Raw genomic sequence first — 17,016 nt, forward strand, 5'->3', positions numbered from 1 at the left:
GGGTCGGGACCACCGGTAATGGTCCCGACCCGCCCACCTCCGATCATCCCCGATCACAGGGAGGCGCCGCCCATGACCACCACCCGCACCGGCCGGGCCCGCACCACGGCCGACGACCCGGAGTTCACCGCCCTGATCGCCACCGTGGAGACCGTGCTTGCCGAGTGGACCGGCCCGGGGCCGGTTCGCCCGCACGGCGTGGCCCACCAGGACCCACGTACCGGGCTGCTGACCTGGCACCTGCGCGGCCTGCCCGCCCAGCTCAACCACCTCCACGCCGCGCTGCGTGCCGCCGAGCCGGCCGAGGTCCGCCTCGCCCGCACCCTGGCCGCGATCGCCGCGCTCGACCCGTCCCGGCACGGCCACACCGGCCCGGACACCCCGGAGATCACCGCCGCCTACGCGCGGCGCAACGCCCTGATCTGGACCGCCCTCGCGCTCGCCCACGAGGCCGGCGTCCCGGCCGGCGTCGGCCATGACCCGACCGACCCCCGCCCGGTCGTGGTCTACATCGAGCTGCCCACCGGCCAGGTGTCCTGGCACCTGCCCGCCCACCCGACCGGCTGGGACGGGCACAGCACCGGCGAGAAGTACCAGCGGGTGGCCGCCTTCGCCGAGGCGATCGGCGCCCCGTCGTGAGCGCGGTCGACACCGACGACTGGGTCGGGCAGTTGGAGCGCGAGCTGAAGGGCTCGCTGCCCGGGATGGTGCTGCTCGCCCTAGACACCACCGACGACGGGGCACTGGCCATCGGTGTGCTGCGGGTGCCGTTCGACGCCCGGGGCGGCTGGCACGGGCCGCGGATGCTGCTGGCCATCCTGGCCGCCGCCGACGCTCGCGGCCTTGACGTGGTGTGCACCCCAACCGACTCGTACGGCGCCGACAGACGCCTCCTGATGCGGGCGCTGAGCCGGGCCGGGTTCGCGCCCGTGCTCGACGACCCGTCCGGGCACACCATGCGCCGCCCGTCACCCTGCCCCCACCTGCGGAAGGACACGAGCTGGTGAGCGAGAACGACGTGGCGGCCAGGCCCGCCGCTGTGCCGACGGCCCGCAAGAAGAAGGAGCCGAAGGCCAAGCCGCCGGTCGACCTTGGCCCGATCCAGGTGCTGCGGCACACCGGCCTGGCCGAGTGGCAGTGGAACGCCGGGACCACGGCCGGGCTGATCCCGGCCCCCGACGTCGGCGCCCGGTGGTCGGTCGCGGTGGCAGACCAGGTCGCCGCGCGACGCGACGAAATCGTGGCGGCCGTGGGCGATGAGGCCCCGATCGGCGGGCGCCGGGCCGCCGAGCGGCTGACCGACCGCACCGGCCTGAGCGTGGAGAAGGAGGACGTGGAGGCCCTGGCCGACGCCGGCGCGCTGCGGGTGGTCGGCTGGTACAAGCAGTGGCCGCTATGGGACTGCCGGGCCCTGGACGCGGTCGACGTCGACCAGCTCGGCGCGGTGGTGGCAGAGCGGCAGGCGTGGATCGCCGCCAGCGTCAGCAAGTGGGACGCGCCCGCCTACCTCGGGTGGCGGCGTGACGAGTTCGAGCGGGTCGCCAAGGAACGCGGCCTGTCCCCGGGTCGACAGGACCGGTACGCCACGGCCGACCTGGACGCGCTCGCCGGCGATGACGACCTGGTCGAGCAGGTGCGCGTCGACCGGCTGCTGATGAGCCACCAGGCCGCGCAGCACCTGGAGATCCGCCCGACCGACTTCAAGTACCTGCTCGCCGCGGACCTGATCGCCCCGCGCCGGCACACCTCGGTGGAGGTCAGCCGCTACCGAGACGTCTCCGTGCCCCTGTACCGGGTGGGTGACCTGGAGGCGCTGCGCGAGCACCCGGGCATCGACTGGGAAGCCGTGCACGCGGTCAAGGCCGGGGAGCCGTCCCCGCTGCGGGAGCTGGCCCGCCGGCCGGTCGACCGGGCCGCCGTGGTCCGCCGGTGGGTGGCCGAGCTGGGCGACCGGCACGGCATCGAGGTCTGGGCCTGGTTCCACCCCGGCGCCGGCCGGTGGGAGGTCGACTGGGAACGCGTCGACGGCGCCCCGAGCGAGCAGGAGGTCCGCGAGGCGATCACCGCGCACCCGCACTTACGTGAGCACCGGCGGGACATCGCGGTGGCCACCGACGCCGGCGCCGCGATCCGCTGGGCCCGCGCCATGCGCGAGCCCAGCGCCGCGGTCATCCTCGACACCGAGACCACCGGCCTGGCCGGCTACCTCGTGGAGGTCGCCGTGATCGACGCCTGCACCGGGGACACGCTGCTGGACACCCTCGTCGCCCCCGGCTGCGAGGTGGAGCCGGCAGCCCGGTGGGTGCACGGCATCACCGACGCCGAGCTGACCGACGCGCCGACCCTGGCCGACGTCCTGCCCCGGCTGCTGGAAGCCACCGCCGGCAAGACGGTGCTGGCCTACAACGCCGAGTTCGACCACGCCACCATCGCCCGGCACGCCGGCCGCGACGGACTCGACCCGGCCCACCTCGACAACTCCGGCACTTGGTCATGCCTGATGGGCCGCCGCTCCGACTGGCAACTCGTACGCCGCTGGCTGCCCCTCGGCGGCGGCCACCGAGCCCTCGGCGACTGCCAGACCGCCTACGAGCTGCTGTGCGCCATGACCGCACCCTCGCGCACCCCGAAGGCCCGCCGATGAGCGGCATCCAGGTCCGGATCGTCGCCGGCGACGTCGACCAGGCCGACGCCGCCGCGCTGGCCATCGGCCGCGTCCTCACCGTCACGCGGGAAAGCCCGCCCCGGCCGCGCCGATCCGGTGACGGCGTCACCGTCTACCTCGACGTTGAACTGCCGCCGGTCGACGTCGACGCCGCGGACCGGGCCGACCCGGCCAACCGGTGCGGCCGGGCCGGCTGCGGCCAGTACGTGCCTCTCGACGATGCGCTGCCGGTGCCGACCGTCGGCGACGGCGGCGTCTGGTACGCCCGCTGGCACCCGGCGTGCCTGCGCGCCGAGCAACGTGATCGGGGGCTGCGCCGGTGATCCACCTCTGCGGTCGAGCCGCACACCGTCGGCGGGCCACCACCCGCCCACGCCAACCGAAGGGAACCCGCCACCCATGAACCCCGCGACCGACAACGGGCGTGCCCGCTACGACGCCACCGACGTGCCGGCCCTGCGCCGAGGGCTGGCTGACTGGTACGGCAGTGGGCAGGGCGTGAACTTCTACCTGCAGGCCATCCAGCTCGGTCGGCAGCCGATCCGGCCGCCGGGCCCGGCGGAAAGGGTCGCGCACCTGCTCGCCGCCGCGGAGACGACCCGGCTGCGCGACGGGGACCTGTGGTACGTCGACGAGGACCTGTGCGCGCTGCTCAACGCCGCGCACCCGTCCATGCCGGCGTTCGCACCCCGCCCGCAGGACCTGCCGTCGAAGGTCGGCTTCGCGGTGTTCGCCGACCCGATCGCCGTCTACGCCGCCCAGGAGGCCCGCGACGATCAGGTCGTTGAGCTGCTGGCCCGAAGCGGCGGGGAGAAGATGCGGCAGGCAAGCGAGCAACTTTACGCCGGTCAGGCCCCGATCGTCGCGGTGTCATGGTCACCGGTGACCAACCCGCACTGGCCGGCCGGCGGGCTGTGGATGTCCTTCTACGCCGCGTCCGGACTGCACGAGCAGGACGTGTTCACCGACCCGAAGGTGCTGGCCCGGGCCCGGGGGTTGCTGCCGCCGCTGACCGTCGACAACGAGGCGTGCCTGGCCTGGCGGCCCGACGGCTACCCCGTCGACGAGTTCCAGCTCCCCGGACCGGACGCGCCGATGACGACGTTGAGCTGGGCACGGCTGGTGTTCGCCGCGTTCCAGCTCGCCGCGCAGGCCAACCTCGCCGAGTCCGAGCAGTTGACCACGGCCCGACCGGAGCGTCGCAGGACCGAACGCGCCGGCCTGCCGCCCCGCGACGTGCGGGTGGCGCGGCTGCGCCGCGCCCTGGGCGCCGACCGAGACTCCGAGGCCGACCGGGGCGGCCGGGAGTGGCGGCACCGGTGGGTCGTGCGCGGGCACTGGCGCAAGCACTGGTACCCCAGCCTCAACGACCACCGGCCGCTGTGGATCGCGCCGTACCTCAAGGGGCCGGCCGATGCGCCCCTCATCGGCGGCGACAAGGTCACCATCATCAACACCCCGCCCGCCCAGCGGGAGGGGCAGTGAGCATCGCCCTGTCCGGCGAGGTGCTGCCCGCCGTCCCGGCCCCCCACGGTGGGGCCCCCACCGTGGGGGGTGTCGCCGGCGACGGCCTGGAGGAGCTGCTGCGGGAGTGGCTGGTCTCCTACGCCTCGCCGCACACCCGGGACGCCTACCAGCGGGACCTGCGGCACTGGCTGACCTTCCTCGCCGTCTCCGGCGTCGACCCGCTCACCGAGGCCCGCCGGGTGCACACCCACGCCTGGCTCCGCGCCCAGGAAGCCACCGGCCGCGCCTCCGCGGCGACCCGGGCCCGCCGCCTCGCCGCCGTGTCGGCGTTCTACTCCTGGCTGATCGCCGAGGACCGCACCGACCGGGCCAACCCCGCCGCCATCAACCCCAAGCAGAAGCCGAAGACCGACCCGATGAGGCCGAGCACTCCCGGGCTGTCCCGCGCCCAGGCCGAGGCGCTGCTCGCCGCCGCCGACGCCGACACCGGCCCCCAGGCCGCCCGCACCGCTGCGATCGTCGCCCTGCTGCTCTATGGCGGGCTGCGCGTGGGAGAGCTCGTCGGCGCCGACGTCGAGCAGCTCGGCTACAACCGCAACCACCGCGTCCTGCGGTTCACCGCCAAGGGCGGCGGCCCGCACCTGGTCGCCCTGCCTGCCCCGGTCACCCGCCGCCTGGACGCCTACCTCGCCGCCCGACCCGACCTGACCGAGGCCCGGATGCCGGTGCTCCCCGGGCAGGCCGGGGCCCGGCCACGCCGGCCCCTGGTGGCCACGGCCAGCGGCGCCCGCGTCGATCGGGGCGCGGTGTGGCGGCTACTGCGCCGCCTCGCTACCACCGCGAAGATCCCGGTGAAGATGAGCCCGCACGTGCTGCGCCACACCTGCGCCACCCTCGCCCGCGACGCCGGCGCCCGCCTGGAAGACGTCCAGGAGCAGCTCGGGCACGCCGACGCCCGCACCACCCGTCGCTACGACCACGGCGGTCAGCGCCTCGACCGGGCGCCGGCCTACACCCTCGCCGCCTACCTCACCGCCGCTGGCGACGAGCATTCCCCAGAATCAGCGGACGAGGGAGCGGCATGACCGCCACGGCGCGCACCCCCGCGTCCGTGGACGCCCACCTGGACAGCGTTTCCCCGGCGGCAAGGCGGTCGCCATCGAGTGACCCGGCACCGGATGGTCGCCCTCGACCTCACTGACGCCAGCGCGCAGGTTCCGCTCAGGCCAGACTGGCTACTCTACTGATGGGTAGCGGTGTGTCAGGGAACGCACCGGTCGCCGCGCTACTGTTACAAACGGGTGTTTGGGCACTTCAAGGGGTCGGGACGGTAGCGCAACAAACTTGGGTTTGAAAGTTAGGGAGGCGAGTTCCCTACTTGCATACCGCTCGTTATGACACACTGCGGAGGCTGCGACACGTCGCAGGAAAATGGAAGAACGCCCCGCCCTCTGGCCGCGAACCTTCGAGCGGAGCGTCCTTCGACCGGTCATGTAGCCCCGTTATGCGGGGCTACATCCCTTTCCAGGCCCGGTAGATGGTCACCGCCTTGACCGTGACCTCCACCAGGAGGCGCACCGCAGTGGCGACCGTCTCCCACTGCCACCGTCGGGTGGAGCGGGGAGCCCTCGGAGCGCACCGGCAGGGCTGCCGGCGAACTCGGGACGATCGGTTCGACATGACGTGCCTTCCCTCTCCCGGGGGTCTCGGAGTCGTACCCGGGATCCCGCACTAGGGGGTGCGACCCGGAGTCCGGCCCGAGGATCTGGGAGTGGACGTCACATCGGAGGCTCACTCTACTGGTCGCCTCCTCCAAAGTGCTGCTTTCCGTCGCGGATGCCCTGTCCGCCATTTCTCAGCCCGGACGTTTTCCCAGCTCAACGCATGAAACGATGTGACTAATGTGACCTGGTGGTCACGCAGGAAATCTTGGCCCTGACTCGCGCACCACTTCTGACTGGGTCCACGCGATCAGCTCTAAAGAGCGAATGCTGGACGGTCTGTGCTGAGCCGGTGACGATGTGGTGATGAGGGAGTCGCGGGCCCAATGGGCGAAGCTGCCGCTGGGCAAGGGCTAAGCAGCCGATGGCCGAGACTGGCTCGCGTGACGCCGAGATCCGGGACCTGCCCGCCGCCGAACGCCCCACCCCGGCCATCACACGTGGACGTGCCGCTGCGGCGCCGTCACCCACCACTCGCCCCCGGTGATCCCTGGAAGGGCGCGCACTAGCCGTGCCGGTAGGCGAGGGCGGTCCGGGCCGGTGATGATGCCGCGGAATCAGGTGTCGGGGAGCTGAGCAAGCACCTCCGGTGGCGCCAGCTCGACAGGAAGAGGACGAGGCTCGGTGTGCTTGGTCGGGTTGCACCGGGTGAACGGCCCGTACTCGGCGGTCAGCGCGGACAGGTGCGGGTCCAGGTGGTCGCGCCACCAGAGGCTCATGCCGGTCTGGGGGTCGCTGACCCGCAGCGTCTCCCAGGCCCGCCAGAGGGCGTACAGGCGGGAGATCGCTTCGGGGTGGGCCCACCACCGGGGGCACCAGTTCAGCCCGGAGTCTGGCCCGGAGGCGAGGCGCCGCTCGACGACGTGGACGAGGTAGTCCCTGACGAACGCCTCCACGTTGCGGTACGCCGGCTCCGCGGCGGCCTGCTCGTCGACGGGAGGCTCGGGGGCGGGCGGCGCTTGGTCGCCAGCGAGCTGGCCGAGCAGCGCACTGAGGTCGGCGACGGCTTCGGCGGCCGGGTCGGTGGCGGGGGTGGTCATGCGACGGGCTCCGGTGGGGCGTCGGGGGTGAGGGTCCAGTCGGTGCGGCCGGTGGGGTCCCAGCGGGCGATCGACGCGCGGATCGCCGCCGCGTAGGGGCCGTCCTGCCAGGGGGCGGTGCGGGCCAGCGCGGGCGGAGCGCCCGAGGCGTAGACGACCATCCGGCCGCGTGGGAGGGCGTGCAGGTCGGACACGTCGAGGATGCGCTGGCGGCGGGTGGCGTGGGAGACCGACCGCTGGCCCCACCCGGACCCGCTGCTGCTGGTCGACCGGGTCGTGACGTCGTGCTCGCCGATGAGCTTGGAGAGTTCTTCGAGCCAGTCGGGGTCGGCGACGCCGCCGCCGTAGGTGCGGACGTTCGCTGCGGACCACAGTTTGCGCATGCCCTCGCGGCCCCACACGTCGACGCCCTGGGGGTAGGACTGGAGGATCGTGATGATCGGCAGGCCGTGTGAGCCGTAGTAGGAGTAGAGGCTGGGGAGCTGCCGTAGCCGGCAGATGTTGGCGGCCTCGTCGAGGATGCTCAGCAGCGGCGGGTCCAGGCGCCGGCCGGCCGAGGCGCGGGCGCGTAGCTCGCCGGCGCGCAGGACCGCGTCGGTGAGCGCGGCGACTAGCGGGGCGGGGGAGCCGGGGCCGCCCTGGGAGAGCAGGTAGAGCACGTCGGTGGACGTCACGAACGCGGCCGGGTCGAATTCGAGTACGCCGCCGCGGGTGGGTGGGGTGACCCAGGCGGTGACGGTGGGCTCGGTGAGGCACATGAGCATCTTCTGGGCGCCGGCGTAGATGCCGCCGCGGGTCTTGTCGGGCATGTTGACCACCCCGGAGACCGCGTCGGCGGGCAGCGGGAAGCCGTGCTCGCGCAGCAGCATCGCCGGTTCGTCGTCTCGGGGGCTGACCGACCAGCGGTACGCGGCGAGGATGTCCCGGCCGGAGCACGCGGCGGCGAGCAGTAGGTTCGCCACGAGTTCCTCGGAGCTGGGGTCGAAGAAGGCGTCGCGGCTGACGCCGGGCTCGCGTTCGGCGGCGGCGAAGTGCTCGCCTAGGCGGCGGGCGTCGGTGATGGTGGCCACGGCGCGCAGCGGGTTCCACCACATGCCCTGTTCGGCGCCGAGGATGTGCTGCGGGTCGAACGCCCAGACGGTGCCCCGCGCGGCGCGGACCTCGCGGGTGGCATCCACGATGTCGCCCTTGACGCTGGTCACCAGTGTCGGGCCGGGCGCGGCCACGACGGCCGGGATCGCGCGGCTGGTGGTCTTGCCGGTGCGCGGGCCCCAGATGTCGACGGCCATGTCCTCCCACGACTGGCGCAGCGGCATCCCGCCGGCGACGGTGTAGGCGATCAGCACGCCGAGCTGATCCGGGCTGGGCCGGTCGACGTCGGCGAGGCTGGGCCGCAGCCGCCGGCCGCTGTCCGCGACGCCTTTGGGCCCGAGGTGGGCGAGATCCTTGCGGGTGGCCATCCGGCGGGCGGCCGAGTCGACCCGGGTGCGGCGTCGGCGGGCCCACCGCCAGGCCGCCGCCGCCGAGGTGCTCAGCAGCACCAGGACGGCGACCTCGATGACCGTGACGACGGTGCATGCGGTGGTCCAGGTGATCTCACCGCGCAGCACGGCGCTGACCACCCGGATCGGCCCGCCGCCGGTGTAGCCGGGCGGGCGGGTGAGCACGACCGGCAGCCACGCGGCGCTGGCCACGGTCAGGACCAGGGCGGCGAGTCCGCCGGCGAGCAGGCCGGAGTCGTCGTGCCCGCCGCGCGGGCCGGCGGGGCGGCTCACGTCATCGTCCAGCGGAAGTCGGTGTTGCCGAGCCGCTTCTCCGTCTCCGTCGGTTCCAGGTGCACGGGGATGCCGGGCCTCGATCCGACCTTGATCAGGAAGTTCCCCCGGCCGACGGTCTCACTGCCCTCGGCGGCCGTCCAGGACGGGGGCGCCGACCAGGACAGCACCTCCCGCCGTTCGGCGTGCGACAGCGGCCGGACCCGGGAGACGGAGTCCAGCTCCTGCTCGCTGCAGGGGCCGATCATCAGCACCGCGGACCGCTCGGCGAAGCCCCGGGCCTTGGCCCGGTCATGAGCGGTGGGCAGCGCTTCCAGGTCGGCCAGGGAGTGGGTGATGAACGCGGTCCCAGTGCCCTTTTGCCGGTTGAGGCGGGTGAGCCCGTCGGCGCGGTCGACCAGGCCGTGCCCGACACGCAGCGCCCGCCACAGCTCGTCCAACACGGTGAAGAACGTGCGCGGCGGTGCGAGGCCGAGGTCGGCCATCAGGTGCGCGGCCTCGACCTGGGCGAAGCCGTAGGACCAGGTGGACAGCAGGGTCGCGGCGGTGCGCAGCTCGTCGGTGTCGTCGATGCTGGAGATGTCCACGCACACGGCCGGAGTGTCGAGGCGGATCGCCGTGGTGGTCTGCCCCTCGAAGGTGTCACCGAGCGGACCGTGCAGCAGCGCCAGCAGGGTGCGACGCAGCCCGTTGGTCTCCTCCCGGAAACGGGGCAGGTCCTGCTCCTCCTGCCACAGGGTGACCGCGCGGACTGCCGGCGGCGCGTCTTGCAAGACGCGCAGCACGTCGGAGAGCACCGGTGGGACGTTGCCCTCGTGCTCGGCGAGGTAGCGCAGCGCGGCGGACAACACGGTGGTCTCGTCCGAGCTGACGGGCCCCCGCCGCACGAGGGTGGCCAGCGCGACCAGCATGTTCAGCCGCCGGTCGGTGACGGCGGAGCGCACCACGGCGCCGGTGCGCTCGTCGACGACATCGAGGACCTGCCGCCAAGGCCCGGCATCCAGCGGGTTGATCCGGTCCAGGCCCGGTCCGACGCGCAGCACCTGCCCGCCGAGGGCCCGGACCAGTTCGGCGTAGTCGGGCTTGAGGTCGCCGAGGATCAGCGGGGTAACGCCCTGGGCGGTGAGCCCGAGAACCATCCGCCGCACGGCGGTGCTTTTGCCCATGCCGGGCTCGCCCTCGATCCACACTGACGGGTTGTTGATCAGCCGGGCCCGGGTATACCAGGAGATCGGGTCGAAGCACACCGCGCTGCCGGTGTAGAGGTGCCGGCCGATCGGTACGCCGATCATCGGCGTCGACGCGCCGGTGCCGAAGGGGAACAGCCCGCACACCTGCACGGTGGTGCCCCGGTACTCCGTCGGCGGCTCGATGTAGGACCAGGCGCCGCCGCCGGGCCCGCTGTGGCCGAGCCGGCCGGGTCGGCGGCCGGCTGGTCGACGTGGCGGCGGCGGGGTCGCGTTGCGGGTGCTGACGGTCATGCCGGCGTCCTCAGAAGGGGATGGTGGCGTGGGCGGGCAGAACCACGCCGGCGGGTAGGCCGGCGGCGAAACCGGCGGCCTGGCAGCCGTACATCGGGCGCAGCACCAGCCGGGCCTCACCGGCACGGGCCCGGATGACGCCGCTGGCCTCGTCGAGCTGCTTCTCGTCGCCGACGGTGGCCGTGACCAGCACAGTGAACCGGGTGACTCCGGCGCCGGTGGCCTCCTCCTCCGCGGCCTGATCAGCGGCGGCCAGGTCGGTGAGGTCCCGGGCGCTGGGCCGGTGTTTCTTGCCGGCGAGGAACCGCGCGTCGCGCTTGTCGGACTCGACCAGCCGGGCTGCTTCGCCAGGCGAGTAGGGCCGGTAGAGCATGGTCACGCGCTTGCGTAGCAGTTGCGGGTCCGGGTCGGTCAGCCGGGCGAACAGCCGCGAATAGACCGTGCCGCGCGGGGCTTCGACCATGCACCAGGTGCGGGAGATCCCGGAGTCGTGCCGGTAGGAGTCCCAGCTCTCCCGGGTGGCGACCGGGCCGGCCTGGGTCCAGTCCGGGGTCAGTCGGGCGTCGCGGGCGAGGTCCAGGGCAGCGGCCGGGTCGTAGGCGGCGCGGACCACACCGGCGAGCCCCCGTGCGGACATCGGCACGATGCCGGCGCCGGTGGCGCCGGTGAGCCCGGCGTGCAGGTGCGGCAGCCGGGCGGCGACCTCTCGACAGACATCCTCGTGGGACATCGACCGTCCGGGTGGGGCGGTGTAGGTCAGCGACACACGGGTGTCCACGGTCGCCGACCCGGCCGGGTAGGACTGCACGACGTCGTCGAGGACCTGTAGCGCCAGAGCCGGCGCGTCGGGCCGAGAGGTAGCCGCCACCTCGGCGGCGAGCCGGGTACCCGGATCCGGGGTGGTCTCGACGGTGACCTGCGCCTGAACCAGTTGGGGCTCGCGGGCCAGGGCCGCGAGCCAGGCCGCCAGGTGTCCGACGCGGGCGTCGATGACGGCCTGGTCGACCAGGTCCATGCCTTCTGGGGCGCACCGCAGGGTGACCGTGTAGTGCCGACTCTGTGGCACCACGACCACGGCGACCCGCCCGGAGCGGCCGGTCTCCACCTCGTACACCTCGGAGCGGGCCAGCACCCCCGGTAGCTGGTGGGCGGCGGCGACCCGGGACGCAACTCCGGAGACGTAGACGTGATGGCGGCGGGAGCGGGCGAGCCACCACGCCACCCGGGCGGTGATCACCTGGAATCCGGTGCGCCCGTTGACCCGCACCGCCAGGGGAGCGAGGACGAGCAGACCGGTGACGGCGGTGACCAGCGCCGCTGGAGGAGAGACCGTCAGCATCGCAGCGGCGAGCACCATCATCAGGAACGCGGCGATCGTGCCGACAGGGCCGAGTCCGAACAGCCCGGCGCCGCGACCGAGCCGCCAGTTGCCGTAGGTGCGCTGCTGTCCGCTACCGCGCTCCCGCACTCCGGTACTCATGAGCCCTCACCGTCTGCCGCTCCGGAGGCCGTACCACCGATCTTGCGCACCACTGCGGGACCGGCCTTGGCCGCTGCGACACCTGCAATGGCTGCGATTCCGACCGGTCCGGCCGCAGCGGCTCCTGCGCCCGCCGCGCCGGCCCCAGCGCCGGCTGCGCCACCGGCTGCGCCGCCTCCGGCTCCGGACCCTGCCGCTCCGGCACCAGCCTTTCCAGCCCCGGCCACGCCACTCGAACCGGCCCCGCTGGCGGTGCCTGCGCCGCCCCCACCAGAAGGACGGGGTGCGGGAGCGGGGGTGGACGGCGTGGATCCCTGCGGGCGTCCTGGGGTGCCGGGGTTGCCCTGTCCACCCGACGGCCCTGGGCTGCCACTGTGGCCGGATCCTCCACTGGTGTTGGACAGGCGCACTGCGCCGGAGGCGAGTTGTCCGACGCCGGACGCGACGGCGACGCCGACACCGCTGGTACTGCCGCCGGAGGACAGGACCGTCACCGCCGGGGCGATGAGCCGCATCAGGGCGGGGAGTGCCACGATGGCCATGCAGAACATCACCAGGCCGGTGAGCAGGTCAGTCAGGGTCTGGCCCTGCCCGAGCCAGAACACCGTGGCGTAGATCGTGGCCGCTGCGGGCTTGTAGAGCACCAGGGCGAGCAGCCAGGTGAGGTAGCGGTTACGCGTCGCGCCGCCCACCGCGGCGGCGGCTGGCAGCAGCCCGGCCAGCAGCACGAGTCCGGCGTTGCGGGCCAGAAGCAGCAGGAGCTGCACCGTCGTGGACAGGAACACCATGAGTGAGATGCCGATCACCACGACGGGCGGCATCCCGGTGATCGTCGCGGCGGGAACGAGTAGCAGCATCCGTTTACCGAGGTCACCGTTGGCGGAGGCGCTGAGGATCCAGTCCGCGTAGGCGTCTCCGATCTCGATGAGCAGTTGGACCGCCGGAACGCCGGCGCCAGCGAGCACGACTAGCATCACCATGTTCTTGGCGAAGGAACCGGCCTCTCGGCCGTTGCGTTCCCACGCCATCTTGATCGCGGCTATCAGCACCGTACCGACGGCGATCGCCGCGACGGCCCAGTAGGTGTATGCGCGCAGGTTCGCCACGACGCCGGAGGTTTGTGACACCTCCGGGGTGGGGATGGACAGCCATCCTGCGACCAGGGTCTTGAGCATTTCCGCGGCGGCCTGCGATGACTGCTCGGCGATCTCGTCGAGGAACCGGCCGGCGGTGCTATCCAGGATCGCGCCGGGGATGCAGGTTGGATCGATGGCGGGTACGCAGGGCACTAGCGCGCCCCCCACTCGACGACGCCGACCAGGTCGGTTGTCTGCCGGTTCACGGAGGTCCACGCGCCGCCGGGCGGGGCGACCATGCGCCAGTCCCCGTCGTGCCAGAGCAGCGTCAGCGACAGCACGTGGTAGCGGGCCGTTCCGGCGGCGGGCGCGCGGAAGACGAGTCCGATCACGGCGGTGTCGGGGGTGTAGGACTGGTAGCTGAAGCCGGCGATCTGGCTGAGTTCGCCGGGCTGCGCCGGGGCGTCGCCGGCGTCGCGTAGCGCCGCCAGGAGTCGGTCGCGGTCGGCGCTGGGCTCGAACTGCTGGGTGATCGTGGGCTCCCAGGAGTCGCGGCCGGCGGAGAAGCCGGCGCGGGTGCTCAATTGGGCGGCGGCGATCAGCGCGCCTTCGGGTGTGTGCGCGTAGCCGGCGGCCGTCGCGCCGGAGACCCGGGCCGGGCCTGCCGACGAGCTGGCCGGTACGGCGACCTGGCCGACCAACTCCCATCGCACTCCGGCCGGTGCGGTGGTTGGTACGGCGGTGGGGAGGGCCTGCGGTGGGGTGCCGCCGTCCGAGGTGGGGGTCGCCGGCGGTGGGGTGCTGGCGATGTCACCACCCTCGCCATCGCGTGAGGTGATGGCGATCAGCACCCCGGCGATGATGATGATCAGCGCGAGTGCGGCAGAGCCGATGAAGGCAGGGCGCGTCCACGGCGGACGCTCGGCGAAGTCTTGGGGTGCAGACGAGCGCGGCATCGCACGTTCCTCCCTAGATCAGCGCGGAGACCACCGCGGACGCGCTGCCGATGAGCAGACAGGCGGCGAACACCCAGCCGAGTTGCGAGACGTTGGTGTCGTCACCGCGGCGGTGCGCCAGGGCCATCTTCCCGGCCGTGTAGAGCAACCCGCCGACGCAGGCGGCGACGGCCAGGTAAGCGATCCACTTCAGGATCGTGAGCACCCTGTTCCCGATAACGCCAGGCGGCGCCTCGCCGGATCCCGGATTGGGCACGGGGCCGCCGCTCGGGTCGGGTGCCGCGTCAATGATGCGATGGAGCTGGTCGACGTAGTCGAGCAGGGTCATCGGTTGTCCTTCGAGGGTGTGTGGACTCTTTGCCAGATCGCGTTACGGAGCGCTTCGACGTCGGGGGACGCGCCGACGTCGCGGGGATCGTCGGCGGCTAGCAGCGCGTCGACCCAGCCGACGCGCCACAGTTGCGGCGCCCACCCACGAAGAAGGTCCAGCCGCTCGGTGGCGATGCGTGGCGGCCGGCGCGGCGAGGCGGCGATGGCGACTACCCCGAGCACGTTGATACGCGACATGCCGGTGCGCCGGCGCCACTGCTCGATCGCGCCGGTGGCAGCCCAGGTGCCGCTGGCGGAGGCCCGGCAGACGAGGACCACGTTGCTGACGGGCATCGTCGGCGCGAGCAGTGGCCACCCTCTGCCGAAGTCGATGCCGAATCCGGCTAGGCGGGTCAAGGTGCTCGCGCCCGCGCCGCCGTGGCAGCCGACCCACCACGCCGGAGGCCAGGTGTCGAGATTCTGCGGAATCATCGCGAAGGGTAGCTCCGGGGTGGGTCCGGGGCGCGTGCGTGCAGTTGCGACCGCCGATGTCTTCACCGGCGCCCCCACCCATACGCGCGGATACTCCCCGTCATCCGATGCCTCCCCCGTGTATCAAGGTCACCGACGAGTACCCGACAGTAGCACTGTGTTTACGAATGGATCTATGGTGTTTGCTCTGCGCAAGAGGACGCGAAAGGCATCACGGGGAGGCGTCGAATGGCACGCAGAGCGCGTGTATCCGCGCGCATCGAGCTGGTTCCTTGGTTGACAGGTGCCGTCGGTGGCCTCGTTCTCGCCGTGATGGTGGTGTCGGGCTGCTCCTCCGCGACGCGGTCGAGCCGTCCGGCACCGTCCGGCAGCGGTCCGATCTACCCGACGTCCGCGGTGGGTGAACCCTCGCCGTTGGCGGCGGAGGAGCGACCTGGCACGGATGAAGACGGCCATGACCGCCCGCCGGTTTCGCCACCCCCGGCAGGACAGGCGGTGTCGGTTGCTGCGGCGTTCGCTGCGGGGTGGGCGCGACCTGGCTTGCCCGCTGAGGCATGGTGGCGAGGCGTATCGGCGACCTGCGACGAGGGGTTCAGCCGTGCGCTACGCAGCGTAGATCCGGGGCGGGTTCCAGCGACGCGGGTGACCGGGCGGCCGGTGGCAACGCGCGCCCCGGCTGGTGGTGTTGCGGTGTATGACGTGGCCACGGACGCGGGGACGTTGACGCTCACCTTGGCGGCTGTCGACGGGCGCTGGGTGGTCACCGGCAACGACTTCATCCGGACGGTGAGTTGATGGCTCGTCGTCCGATCGTTTTGGGCGTGGCGGTGCTGGCGGTCGTCGTGCTGCTGTGCGGTGGCATCGTCGGATTGCCACTGCTGATGTTCGGCCAGGCGGACGCGGAAGCCGCGGCCTGTCAGGTGCCGTCCCTGCCGGGGTCGTCGCCGGTGCCGGGGGCGGGCTCCTGGGGGAGCGTCGAGACCACGAATGCTGCCACCATCGTCGCGGTCGGGCGGCAACGGCAGGTGCCGCCACGTGGCTTCGTCATCGCGTTGGCGACCGCGATGCAGGAGTCCACGTTGCGCAACCTGGCCAACAAGAACGTGGTGGAGTCGCTGAGCCTGCCGCACGAGGGTGTGGGGCACGACCACGACTCGGTCGGGCTTTTTCAGCAGCGCCCCGGCTGGGGCAGCGTGCGTGAGCGGATGACGCCCACCTACGCCGCCGGGAAGTTCTACGAGGCACTCGTTCGGGTCGACGGCTGGGAGCGGATGCGACTGACCGACGCCGCCCAGGCCGTGCAACGATCCGGCCTGCCGGAGGCGTACCAGAAGTGGGAGGACGACGCCGAGCAACTCGCCGCGTTCGTACTCGGCCTGCCCAACATCGACGACATCGGCGGCGGCGCACCGACCGCTCCGTGCGGCGTTGACGACCTTGGCCCGGTGCCGGTCGGTCCGAGTGGCTGGGTGCAACCGATCCGCGCCGGGATCGTCAGCCCGTTCGGGCAGCGGGGAGGCCGGCTACACGCCGGAGTGGACCTATCCAAGGCCGATATCCGTGGCGACGCGGTACGGGCGGCGGCGGGCGGCGTGGTGGAGCAGGTGAAGTGCGACTGGTACACCACATGCGACCGGGACGGGAACACGAGTTCGCGGGGCTGCGGCTGGTACGTCGACATCCGCCACCCGGGCAACGTGGTGACCCGCTACTGCCACATGATCCAGCGTCCCGAGGTATCCATCGGACAGCAGGTCACGGCCGGCGGGGTCATCGGGTTCGTGGGCAGCAGCGGCGGCAGCTCCGGTCCGCACCTGCACTTCGAGGTGCACCTCAACGTCCCGCCGGGAACGTTCCACGCCAATAGCAGCAACGCCGTCGACCCGGTGCCGGTCATGCGCGCCCAGGGCGTCCCACTGGGGACCGGCTCGTGAGCCAGGCGTACACGACGGCGGCCCTCCTGGGCGTGGCGCAGGAGACCGCCGTCGTGACCGCGAGGAGGCCCGCGCTACGGCTGGTCAGCCGCCGTGACGGCGACCTGCTCATCGACGGCAGTGGGCGCAGCCGGTCGTGCGCGACGGCGGCGGGCCGGCCCCGGCTGCGGGGCGTCCAGGCCGAGCCGGGCCAGTTCCTCTTCGGTCCATCCGCCCTGAACAGCGGCCGTGTACCGCTCGCTGTACCGGGCGTTGGCCTCGCGCAGTGCGTCAGCGAGCTGGTCGCGTTCGTGCCGCGCGGTGGCCGCCTCACCGACGAGGTTGGCGCGCTGGCGCAGCAGTTGCAGCGCCGCCTTCTCGGTCTCGCTGCGTACGGCCTTGGCGCTCTGTTCGGCCATGACGTCCTCCCCCGGATGACTGAGTTCTGGTGGCTGTGGACGCCGAGCTTAGCGGCCAAGATCGATCGGCGAGGTACCGCTTTTCCACCCTTCCCCCCGGCCGGTGGGGGCGCCTTTCGCGTCAGCCCAAGACGTCGACCAGGGTCAAGGGTGGGCCGTAGGCCCATCGCGCAGCGACGCATCGCGCCCTTGACGCTGGGGGACGTCCGGCTATCGTCTTCG

At 72.6% G+C, this 17,016-nt stretch carries 16 protein-coding genes; 7 read left to right on the plus strand and 9 right to left on the minus strand.

Going from position 1 to position 17,016, the window contains the following annotated elements; genetic code table 11:
• Nucleotides 1–72: 72 nt before the first annotated feature.
• The 6 genes from AB0H28_RS26685 (at nt 73) to AB0H28_RS26710 (ending at nt 5,217) form a co-directional block, all read left to right on the plus strand.
• Nucleotides 73–639 (plus strand): hypothetical protein, encoded by a 567-nt coding sequence (locus tag AB0H28_RS26685; RefSeq protein WP_358045683.1) that lies wholly within the window; start codon nt 73–75, stop codon nt 637–639.
• Nucleotides 636–1,007, plus strand: coding sequence for a hypothetical protein (locus AB0H28_RS26690; protein WP_358045686.1), 372 nt, complete (start codon nt 636–638; stop codon nt 1,005–1,007). Before AB0H28_RS26685 ends, AB0H28_RS26690 begins: the two co-directional genes overlap by 4 nt.
• Complete coding sequence (locus tag AB0H28_RS26695) at nt 1,004–2,644, plus strand: exonuclease domain-containing protein (protein ID WP_358045689.1); 1,641 nt, start codon at nt 1,004–1,006, stop codon at nt 2,642–2,644. Before AB0H28_RS26690 ends, AB0H28_RS26695 begins: the two co-directional genes overlap by 4 nt.
• Nucleotides 2,641–2,988 carry a hypothetical protein gene (locus AB0H28_RS26700; protein ID WP_358045692.1) on the plus strand — a complete coding sequence of 116 codons (348 nt, stop codon included), beginning with the start codon at nt 2,641–2,643 and terminating at the stop codon, nt 2,986–2,988. The genes AB0H28_RS26695 and AB0H28_RS26700 overlap by 4 nt, the downstream gene beginning before the upstream one ends.
• 76 nt (nt 2,989–3,064) lie before the next feature.
• Nucleotides 3,065–4,150: a hypothetical protein gene (locus tag AB0H28_RS26705; RefSeq protein WP_358045695.1), complete on the plus strand. Its 1,086-nt coding sequence runs from the start codon at nt 3,065–3,067 to the stop codon at nt 4,148–4,150.
• Complete coding sequence (locus AB0H28_RS26710) at nt 4,147–5,217, plus strand: tyrosine-type recombinase/integrase (protein ID WP_358045698.1); 1,071 nt, start codon at nt 4,147–4,149, stop codon at nt 5,215–5,217. Before AB0H28_RS26705 ends, AB0H28_RS26710 begins: the two co-directional genes overlap by 4 nt.
• Before the next feature lie 1,193 nt (nt 5,218–6,410).
• On the opposite strand, the gene AB0H28_RS26715 is transcribed toward AB0H28_RS26710, so the two are convergent.
• The 8 genes from AB0H28_RS26715 to AB0H28_RS26750 are packed head-to-tail and all read right to left on the minus strand — an operon-like array spanning nt 6,411 to nt 14,462.
• Nucleotides 6,411–6,893 carry a DUF4913 domain-containing protein gene (locus tag AB0H28_RS26715; RefSeq protein WP_358045700.1) on the minus strand — a complete coding sequence of 161 codons (483 nt, stop codon included), beginning with the start codon at nt 6,891–6,893 and terminating at the stop codon, nt 6,411–6,413.
• The gene (locus AB0H28_RS26720) at nt 6,890–8,668 is read right to left on the minus strand and encodes a TraM recognition domain-containing protein (RefSeq protein WP_358045703.1); all 1,779 of its coding nucleotides are present in this window, start codon (nt 8,666–8,668) and stop codon (nt 6,890–6,892) included. Before AB0H28_RS26720 ends, AB0H28_RS26715 begins: the two co-directional genes overlap by 4 nt.
• Nucleotides 8,665–10,149 carry an ATP/GTP-binding protein gene (locus tag AB0H28_RS26725; RefSeq protein ID WP_358045705.1) on the minus strand — a complete coding sequence of 495 codons (1,485 nt, stop codon included), beginning with the start codon at nt 10,147–10,149 and terminating at the stop codon, nt 8,665–8,667. The genes AB0H28_RS26720 and AB0H28_RS26725 overlap by 4 nt, the downstream gene beginning before the upstream one ends.
• 10 nt (nt 10,150–10,159) lie before the next feature.
• A complete protein-coding gene (locus AB0H28_RS26730) occupies nt 10,160–11,629 on the minus strand; it encodes an SCO6880 family protein (RefSeq protein ID WP_358045708.1) in 1,470 nt (489 codons plus the stop codon).
• Nucleotides 11,626–12,918, minus strand: coding sequence for a hypothetical protein (locus AB0H28_RS26735; protein WP_358045711.1), 1,293 nt, complete (start codon nt 12,916–12,918; stop codon nt 11,626–11,628). Before AB0H28_RS26735 ends, AB0H28_RS26730 begins: the two co-directional genes overlap by 4 nt.
• Complete coding sequence (locus AB0H28_RS26740; RefSeq protein WP_358045714.1) at nt 12,918–13,661, minus strand: hypothetical protein; 744 nt, start codon at nt 13,659–13,661, stop codon at nt 12,918–12,920. The genes AB0H28_RS26735 and AB0H28_RS26740 overlap by 1 nt, the downstream gene beginning before the upstream one ends.
• A 13-nt stretch (nt 13,662–13,674) precedes the next feature.
• Nucleotides 13,675–13,989 (minus strand): hypothetical protein, encoded by a 315-nt coding sequence (locus AB0H28_RS26745; protein ID WP_358045717.1) that lies wholly within the window; start codon nt 13,987–13,989, stop codon nt 13,675–13,677.
• The gene (locus AB0H28_RS26750; RefSeq protein WP_358045720.1) at nt 13,986–14,462 is read right to left on the minus strand and encodes a hypothetical protein; all 477 of its coding nucleotides are present in this window, start codon (nt 14,460–14,462) and stop codon (nt 13,986–13,988) included. Before AB0H28_RS26750 ends, AB0H28_RS26745 begins: the two co-directional genes overlap by 4 nt.
• A 794-nt stretch (nt 14,463–15,256) precedes the next feature.
• Here AB0H28_RS26750 and AB0H28_RS26755 point away from each other — a divergent pair.
• On the plus strand, nt 15,257–16,396 hold the full coding sequence (locus tag AB0H28_RS26755; protein WP_358045723.1) for a M23 family metallopeptidase: 1,140 nt from the start codon (nt 15,257–15,259) through the stop codon (nt 16,394–16,396).
• Nucleotides 16,397–16,470: 74 nt separating this feature from the next.
• Here the strand turns inward: AB0H28_RS26755 and AB0H28_RS26760 are convergent, their stop codons facing one another.
• On the minus strand, nt 16,471–16,794 hold the full coding sequence (locus AB0H28_RS26760) for a hypothetical protein (RefSeq protein WP_358045725.1): 324 nt from the start codon (nt 16,792–16,794) through the stop codon (nt 16,471–16,473).
• Nucleotides 16,795–17,016: the final 222 nt, after the last annotated feature.

The organism is Micromonospora sp. NPDC050980 (genome assembly GCF_040653835.1).
Lineage (GTDB): Bacteria > Actinomycetota > Actinomycetes > Mycobacteriales > Micromonosporaceae > Micromonospora.

Coding starts and splice junctions, on each gene's coding strand:
- AB0H28_RS26745 (WP_358045717.1), bottom strand. CDS start 13,989: ATGACCCTGCTCGACTACGTCGACCAGCTCCATCGCATCATTGACGCG.
- AB0H28_RS26685 (WP_358045683.1), top strand. CDS start 73: ATGACCACCACCCGCACCGGCCGGGCCCGCACCACGGCCGACGACCCG.
- AB0H28_RS26705 (WP_358045695.1), top strand. CDS start 3,065: ATGAACCCCGCGACCGACAACGGGCGTGCCCGCTACGACGCCACCGAC.
- AB0H28_RS26730 (WP_358045708.1), bottom strand. CDS start 11,629: ATGAGTACCGGAGTGCGGGAGCGCGGTAGCGGACAGCAGCGCACCTAC.
- AB0H28_RS26755 (WP_358045723.1), top strand. CDS start 15,257: ATGGCTCGTCGTCCGATCGTTTTGGGCGTGGCGGTGCTGGCGGTCGTC.
- AB0H28_RS26740 (WP_358045714.1), bottom strand. CDS start 13,661: ATGCCGCGCTCGTCTGCACCCCAAGACTTCGCCGAGCGTCCGCCGTGG.
- AB0H28_RS26715 (WP_358045700.1), bottom strand. CDS start 6,893: ATGACCACCCCCGCCACCGACCCGGCCGCCGAAGCCGTCGCCGACCTC.
- AB0H28_RS26750 (WP_358045720.1), bottom strand. CDS start 14,462: ATGATTCCGCAGAATCTCGACACCTGGCCTCCGGCGTGGTGGGTCGGC.
- AB0H28_RS26700 (WP_358045692.1), top strand. CDS start 2,641: ATGAGCGGCATCCAGGTCCGGATCGTCGCCGGCGACGTCGACCAGGCC.
- AB0H28_RS26760 (WP_358045725.1), bottom strand. CDS start 16,794: ATGGCCGAACAGAGCGCCAAGGCCGTACGCAGCGAGACCGAGAAGGCG.
- AB0H28_RS26725 (WP_358045705.1), bottom strand. CDS start 10,149: ATGACCGTCAGCACCCGCAACGCGACCCCGCCGCCGCCACGTCGACCA.